5 protein-coding genes and 2 pseudogenes are annotated in these 7,712 nt (G+C 46.4%); 2 read left to right on the top strand and 5 right to left on the bottom strand.

Annotated elements, in window-relative coordinates:
* Window positions 1-944, top strand: a pseudogene (gene hag, locus V7126_RS08505) (flagellin Hag); the annotation flags it as partial.
* A 21-nt stretch (window positions 945-965) separates the two neighbouring features.
* Here the strand turns inward: hag and V7126_RS08500 are convergent.
* The gene (locus tag V7126_RS08500; RefSeq protein ID WP_175075104.1) at window positions 966-1,469 is read right to left on the bottom strand and encodes a MarR family winged helix-turn-helix transcriptional regulator; all 504 of its coding nucleotides are present in this window, start codon (window positions 1,467-1,469) and stop codon (window positions 966-968) included.
* A 203-nt stretch (window positions 1,470-1,672) separates the two neighbouring features.
* Between V7126_RS08500 and V7126_RS08495 the strand changes: the two genes are divergently transcribed.
* Complete coding sequence (locus V7126_RS08495; protein WP_236809501.1) at window positions 1,673-3,115, top strand: MDR family MFS transporter; 1,443 nt, start codon at window positions 1,673-1,675, stop codon at window positions 3,113-3,115.
* Between the two features lie 43 nt (window positions 3,116-3,158).
* Here the strand turns inward: V7126_RS08495 and V7126_RS08490 are convergent, their stop codons facing one another.
* The 4 genes and pseudogenes from V7126_RS08490 to V7126_RS08475 all read right to left on the bottom strand — a co-directional run bounded on the left by V7126_RS08490 (window position 3,159) and on the right by V7126_RS08475 (window position 7,708).
* A complete protein-coding gene (locus tag V7126_RS08490) occupies window positions 3,159-4,265 on the bottom strand; it encodes a spore germination protein (protein WP_216898605.1) in 1,107 nt (368 codons plus the stop codon).
* A 41-nt stretch (window positions 4,266-4,306) separates the two neighbouring features.
* Window positions 4,307-5,473 (bottom strand): Ger(x)C family spore germination protein, encoded by a 1,167-nt coding sequence (locus V7126_RS08485; protein WP_175075195.1) that lies wholly within the window; start codon window positions 5,471-5,473, stop codon window positions 4,307-4,309.
* A pseudogene (locus tag V7126_RS08480) lies at window positions 5,469-6,571 on the bottom strand (spore germination protein). Before V7126_RS08480 ends, V7126_RS08485 begins: the two are co-directional and overlap by 5 nt.
* 36 nt (window positions 6,572-6,607) lie before the next feature.
* Entirely contained in the window at window positions 6,608-7,708 is a 1,101-nt protein-coding gene (locus tag V7126_RS08475) for a spore germination protein (protein ID WP_175075101.1), read from the bottom strand.
* Window positions 7,709-7,712: the final 4 nt, after the last annotated feature.

Below are 7,712 nucleotides of genomic sequence, written 5' to 3'. Positions count from 1 at the left end.
CGCTTAACACGCTGAACCGGTTGTCTGCAAACAGCAATGCAAGCTAAAAGAACATGGAAAAGCTTTCTTCAGGACTCCGCATCAACCGCGCCGGAGACGATGCAGCAGGACTTGCGATTTCGGAAAAAATGAGAGGACAGATCAGAGGTCTTGAAATGGCTTCTAAAAACGCTCAAGACGGGATATCTCTTATTCAAACGGCTGAAGGGGCGTTAACCGAAACCCACTCCATTCTTCAGCGCATCCGCGAGCTGACTGTTCAGGCCAACAACACCGGCACGCAAGATACGACCGATCTCAGCGCGATCCAGGACGAAATCAGCTCTTTGCTTGAAGAGATCGGCGGGACAGAAGGCGAAAATGCGAGCAAAGGGATTTCCGACCGGACGCAATTCAACGGAAAGAACCTCCTGGACGGCACGTTCAAATCTGACGGAGGAGAAAAACTGCAATTCCAAATCGGAGCGAACAGCGGGCAAACGATCAGCGTGAACATCGAGAACATGTCCGTCACTGCTTTAGGACTTGCAGACGGCACATCAAAGGATGAAGACGGGAACACGGTGACGGCTGCCGGGTTTAAAATCGCCGAAATCGATGTCACGAAATTAACCGGAAAAAATAAGGACGGTACGGATTTAAGCGAAGATGACAAGAAGAAGTACTCTTTTGAAAACCAGCTTGCAGCCATTGACGCTGCGACGAAACAAGTATCTGCACAGCGTTCGAAGCTCGGAGCCGTTCAAAACCGCCTCGAACACACGATTAACAATCTCAGTGCTTCATCTGAGAACTTAACGGCTGCCGAATCCCGGATCCGCGACGTGGACATGGCGAAAGAAATGAGCGAGTTTACAAAAAACAACATTCTTTCTCAAGCATCCCAAGCGATGCTTGCCCAAGCCAATCAGCAGCCGCAAAACGTGCTTCAGCTTCTTCGCTGAATATGAAATAAAGGCTCCGGCTCAGACGCCGGGGCCTTTTTCATTGTTATGTCCCGATTCCCTCAGCCGTTTTGCATAGTTCGCAGCAAATTCGGCGCTGTTTTTCACAAAATCGGTGATAATGCTCAGCTCTTCATCTGTATATCGCTTGAAGAACTTGACGGAAGCTTCAGTCAGGTTTTCAAATAAATTGTAAATGTCCGTCATGTTTTCCGGGATGAGCTCGATCAAAAGCCGCCTTCTGTCTGCTAAATCTCTCATCCTTTTGACATAGCCCGCCCTTTCAAGACGGTCGATGACTCCCGTGATCGCCCCGGTCGTCAAGTTGCTTTTTTCCGCCAGCTCACCGGCTGTTAACTTCCCGCTCCTTGCGATGATTTCCAAGCATTTGTGATCCGTTTCGTTCAGTTCGAATTTTTCGGCGATCGCCTGATGCATGAAAACGGTTGCCGTACTGTTGAATCTCAGCTGCCGGATCAGCTCTTTGATCAGTTCCTCTCTTTTCGTTTGATTTTTTCTTGACATCTGAAACACCCTTCATTAAAATCATAATATCTTAGCAGCTAAGATATTTACCTCCTAATATAATTTAATTATAACAGGATTGATTTTCTTATGCCAAACCTATGCTAAGGCCGAATATTTATTAAAGGAGAAAGATGATTTTGTCACATACACAGCATCAGCGATTAGGGTTTATTATAGCAGGATTGCTGCTGGCCATTCTCATGGCATCGATGGATAACACGATTGTCGTTACCGCAATGGGTACGATTGTCGGCGACCTCGGCGGACTCGACAGCTTTGTCTGGGTCGTATCTGCTTTTATGGTCGCCGAAATGGCAGGTATGCCGATTTTCGGGAAATTGTCGGATATGTACGGCCGAAAACGCTTTTTTCTCTTCGGCAGCCTCTTATTTATGGCCGGCTCTGCGCTCTGCGGTACGGCTGCGAGCATTGAACAGCTCAGCATCTACCGCGCCATTCAGGGAATAGGCGGCGGGGCTCTCATACCGATTGCCTTTACGATTATTTTTGATATCTTTCCGCCTGAAAAACGCGGCAAGATATCGGGTCTGTTCGGTGCCGTCTTCGGGCTGTCAAGCATTTTCGGGCCGCTGATCGGCGCTTATATTACAGATTACATCAGCTGGCATTGGGTGTTTTACATTAACTTGCCGCTCGGCTTTATTTCTTTCATTTTGATACTCTTATTTTATCAAGAAGCAAAGCAGCGCAAAAAGCAAAAGATCGACTGGTTCGGTGCTATTACGCTTGTGGGTGCAGTTGTATGCCTCATGTTCGCGCTTGAGCTCGGCGGTGAAACATACGATTGGAATTCAAACGTCATTCTTCTGCTCTTTGGAGGTTCAGCTTGTTTTTTCATTTGTTTCTTCCTGATTGAACGAAAGGCGGCTGAACCGATCATTTCTCTTGACATGTTTAAAAATCGTTTGTTTGCGGCGAGCACCCTTGTCGCATTATTTTACGGCGCGACCTTCATTTCGGCGACCGTCCAGATTCCGATATTTGTTCAGGGCGTATACGGAGATTCGGCCACAAATTCTGGGCTCATCCTTCTGCCGATGATGCTCGGCTCAGTCATTTCCGCGCAGATCGGCGGTTTTTTAACGACGAAAATGAGCTACAGGAACATCATGCTCATTTCAGGCTTGTTTTTAGTTGCAGGTTTTTCTTTGCTGAGTACGATGAATACCGATACTCCCCGCCTCTTGTTGACGGGGTATATGATCGTCGTCGGCCTGGGGGTTGGTTTTTCCTTCTCCGTCTTAAGCATGGCGGCCATTCATCATTTCGGTCCAAATCAGCGCGGTTCTGCGACTTCAACAAGCAACTTTCTGCGCTCGCTCGGGATGACGGTCGGCGCCAGCATTTTCGGCATGCTGCAGAAAAACAGCTTTTCAGAACAAATGTCAGATCTTTCTCAAGGTGGAGAAGTGCCGGGGGCTGCTGCCCAGCATGACGCAAATCAAATTTTATCAAGCGCGAGAGCTTCGATTCCGCCTGATGTTCTAAAGCAGATAACAGAAGCGCTGTCAAACTCTATTGTCCATACGTTTTCATGGGCGATTTTATCAGCGGCCATCGCCTTGTTTCTGGTGCTCCTTATGCCGAAGGATCGGATGAACATAAGCGCGAAAAGCAAGTAAACGAAGCCGGAGAGTATTTTCTCCGGCTTTTCTATGTCTTCCATTAAGGTGTGGCAGAGGATTTAGCTCTTTTTTTTCTTATTTTTGAGATCATAAGGAGCGGAATCGGCACCAAGACAAATAAGATAACGGCCAGCCGGCTGATGAAGTCTCCAAATTGAAATATGCCATTCAAATTCTTGGGTGTCATCGCTATTACATACATGACCGGAAGCAAGGCATACATCACCGTGTGGATATTTTTATGAAACAGCTGGGACAGGCCCAGCGATGCCGCGTAATATGAAATAGCAAACGTTGCGAACAGCTGCATAATCCAGATGGTGAGCAGCAAAGATTCAAATCTTTCAAATACCAAACCGGGAATTTCAAAGCTTCGCATCAGATCAAGCGTCGGCCAGGTCCTTGTAACGACACCGTCAACAGAAAGCGCACCGATAACAAATATGACGGTAACCAAGTAAAAAATCAGGGAAATGCTTATCCCCACCACAACGACCTTTACGCCTTTCTGAGGCTTTTTCATAAACGCCAAAAGGAACAGCATCACTTCCGCACTGGTTAAAGAAAGAACGGTTGCTTTGGTTCCTTGCAGCACCGGCATCACTCCTTTTCCCAGCACAGGCCGCAAATTATCCAGTTCAAATATTCCGCTGCTCATCAAAACAACCGTCAAAAAAATAATCACCGTTATAGGAAATATGATTTCAAACAGACGCGCAATCGCTCCCATGCCGGCTTTCACTGAATAAAGGCCGACCCACATCATCGTGATCGTGATCGCCCAGAGCGGGGTTCCTTCAAGCAAAAAAAAGCTGGTAATTTCGGCCATTATCCTTGCTTCAAATGCCGCAATCGTAATGAAATGCTCGATAAAAAACAAGCCGATCAGAATGCCCATCCATTTTCCAACAATATCGCCGCCGTATTCAAAAAATGTTTTTCCAGGGTAGCCCTGGCTTAATTTCGTCATGACTACCCCGGCTGCCATCGTAATCATCCCGCCGAATATGACAGCCAGCCAGACGTCCGGTGTTCCCATCTCTTGCACGGCTGTCCGAGGCAGACTAAGTATACCCGCCGCCAAAATATAATTCACAAAAACAACGATAGCCTGAGAAGTCGTAATTTTGTCAAATGCACTGCTCATTGAGATCAACCGCCTTGTTATCTCTTTTTTTGCGACTAATGCTATCCAAGGGTGCCGTAGTCCTTTATCGTAAACTGAACATGGATTGTAATCGGAATCTCTGTAAATGTCTCATCCCAGTTATTCTTCAGCTTATCCCAAAGCCGGGGATGTTTGATTCTCAGTTCATTTCCGAATCCTGCAAGGTCTGCTTTGTATACTGTCTGCATTTTTCGAGTCGCTTTCTCCACCAGCTTTTCAACGGTTTGGGCTGACTTTCTTTCTGTTCGCTCCAAAAATTTGTTGTCAAAAGCTTTATCAGCTGCGCTCCATTTTTCGGCAAGGTGCCCTTCAGATGTAATATGAACTTGAAATGAAATACGATTTCCTTTCACAATCGGCTTGATCTCGCTTTTGATCGATTCCACCGAAAAAGCCAGCAGCTTTTTTGTTTTTGGATCATAGCTTTTGACAGTGCCGCCTCTTCCCTGTCCGATAATCCACATCACCCCGTCTAAATCCTGTTCATTCAAAAAACCGATCAGTTTATTCGTTTTTCCGTTGATCGCAGCGGCTCCCGCGTATTTAACTTCTCCTTCTGCACTCGCCACATTTTGGATCAAATAGCTTGTTCCCGCCCTCATTTTCCCCATCATTTTGGCAAGTGTCACAGGAGGCAGAATTTTTTTCGCCCGATAGGCATTTTCAACGACTTTGCGCAGATGAAACGCCGGCATTTCGCCTGTCTCCTTTAGTTCAAGCGTATCTCTCGCCCTTCCTCTTGTAACGAGGACAATGCTGCTTGGTCTTATTTCATCATCACGGAGAGGCTGATCAAGCAGTTCATCGAAGGAATAAGTGCGCAGGAGATCAGCGGCGATGACAATTACCTTTAAATGCGAGCCGTATACGGGCCCCTTTCTTAAGGCTATTTCAGTCGTGATTTGCTGGACCGAGTCTCCTGTTTCGTATACATTAATGTAAGATTTTTGTCCCGTACCTCCGCTTCCTCCAGCTGCCTGCTCGTTTACATACTGGTAGGTTATCGTAATCCGGTCTTTTTTCGGATAGTATCCCCCTACTTTATCAAACTTCTTTTCCAGGGAGGTTTCCTTGCCTTTATCAAACCCCATTCCAAATGTTAAACCGCGCTCTTCAATTTCATGGTTGCTCCAGCATCCGGTTAAAAATAGAAGCAAAATAGCGGATAGGAAACGGATTTTTTTAATGATTTGTTTCAACTTTCCTCCTCCTCGCTTTCGAAATCAAAAGAAGCAGCAACGGGACTGTGCCGCATAAATAAATGGCGCTGTTGCCGATCACGTCTCCGATTTGAAAGACTTGGTTGACGTTTTTCGGCGCCATCGCGATCAAATAGACAATTGGGAGCAAACCGAACATAAATGGTTTAATGTCTTTTTTAAAGAGCTGTGACAGTCCTAAGGCAGCAGCATAGTAGCTGATAACCAAATTAGAGTAGATCTGCATGATCCAGATGACAAGCAGCAGAGACTCAAACCGTTCAAATATAAGGCCGGGAATTTCAAAGCTTCTCATCAGGTCGATTGTCGGCCATGTCCTTGTCACAACACCGTCGATGGAAAGCGCTCCGACCACCATGATGACCGTGATCATGTAAAACATAATCGGGAAAACCGTCTCGATGAGGACTGCTTTAAACGCCTTTTCGGGCTGTGACATAAAAGGGACGATGATCAGCATGATTTCAATACCCGTGTAAGCGAAAGTCGTGGTTTTTATCCCCTGCATAGCAGGGATAATTCCCTTCCCCAGCACAGGGCGGAGATTGTCAATTTCAAATAGCCCTATGCTCATAAAGCGACAAGCAAAAAAATAATAACCGTAATCGGAAGTATGATTTCAAACAGACGGGCAATCGGGTTGATGCCGCCCAGCAGCAAATAGAAGCCGCACCATAAAAACACCATCGCAGACGCCCAGATCGGGGTGCCTTCAAGCAAAAAGTACTGACTCACCTCTGTTACTGAGCGAATCTGAAATCCCGATATAGTAAGAAAGTAGCAAATCAGCAGCAGACTGATCAACCCGCCCGCCCATTTGCCGACGATTTCCCGGTTGTATTCATAAAACGTCTTATCCGGGTATTCCCTGCTCAATTTCACCATAATATATGACACGAGGATTGCGACCAATCCACCAAACAATACAGTGATCCAAACATCAGGCGTTTTCACTTTTTCCACCGATGTTCGCGGCAATGTCAGAATTCCTGTCCCGAGAAGAAAATTGGTGACAATAATGGCGGTTTGAGCAACGGTAATTCGGTCTTTCGCGTCGACCTTCATAATTGAACACTTCCTTCCAGCCATCTTCCTCTTTCTTTAACCCGTCCGTCTTTTCATTTTCCTCCTGATCTTTGAAATCGCGAGAAGCAGAAGCGGCAGCAAGCCGCCGAAAAAAAATCCGCTATTCCCGATAAAATCTCCGAACTCAAACAGGCCGTTGATATTGTGGGGGGCAGCCGAAATCAAATAGATCACCGGCAGCAAACCGAACATGACAGGCTGAATATTTTTCTGAAAGAGCTGTGATAACCCTAATGCAGCGCCATAATAAGAAATCACAAACGTCGTAAAAAGCTGCATGATCCAGATGACAAGCATCATGGATTCAAAGCGTTCAAAAATCAGCCCCGGCATTTCAAAGCTTCGCATCAGATCGATCGTCGGCCAAGTACGGGCTACCACTCCGTCAATCGATAATCCGCCGATGACCATGACGACGGTTATCATATAGAAGAACAAAGGAATCACGGTTCCCATTGCGACAGCTTTTATCGCCCGATCAGGATGTTTCATAAAGGGCAGCAGGAAGAGCATCACTTCAATTCCCGAAAAAGAAAGAGCCGTTACTTTCACTCCTTTCAATACCGGTAAAATCCCTTTTCCTAAAACAGGCCGCAAATTGTCCGCATCAAATATCCCGATGCTCATAAAAGTCACCAGCAAAAACAGCAACACCGTTATGGGAAGAATGATTTCGAACAAGCGCGCAATCGGATTTAAACCGCCGATGATCAAATACAGTCCCACCCACAAAAAAATCATGGTGATCGCCCAGTCCGGCGTCCCTTGCAGCAAAAAAAACTGCGTAATTTCAAGCATCGAACGAACCTGAAAGCCCGCATGCGCCAAGAAATATAAACTGAAAAACAGGCTGAGCAATCCGCCGATCGGTTTTCCCACTATCTCCCCGCAATATTGATAAAACGTTTTTTCAGGAAACTGGCGGCTTAACGCCACGATGATGATTCCCGCCGTGAGCGCAATGAGTCCCCCTAATAAAAGAGCGATCCAAACATCAGGCGTCTTCACTTCAGCCACCGATGTTCTCGGAAGCGTCAAAATTCCGGTTGCAAGCAGGAAGCTGGTGACGATAACGGCTGTTTGTGAAGTGGTTATGCGGTCTTTCGGCCTGATCATCTTA

This window comes from Bacillus sp. JJ675 (assembly GCF_036963165.1).
Taxonomy (GTDB): Bacteria; Bacillota; Bacilli; order Bacillales; family Bacillaceae; genus Bacillus; species Bacillus glycinifermentans.
The sequence above is the reverse complement of the archived record's forward strand: the minus strand, read 5'-3'. Positions and strand labels throughout refer to the sequence as shown.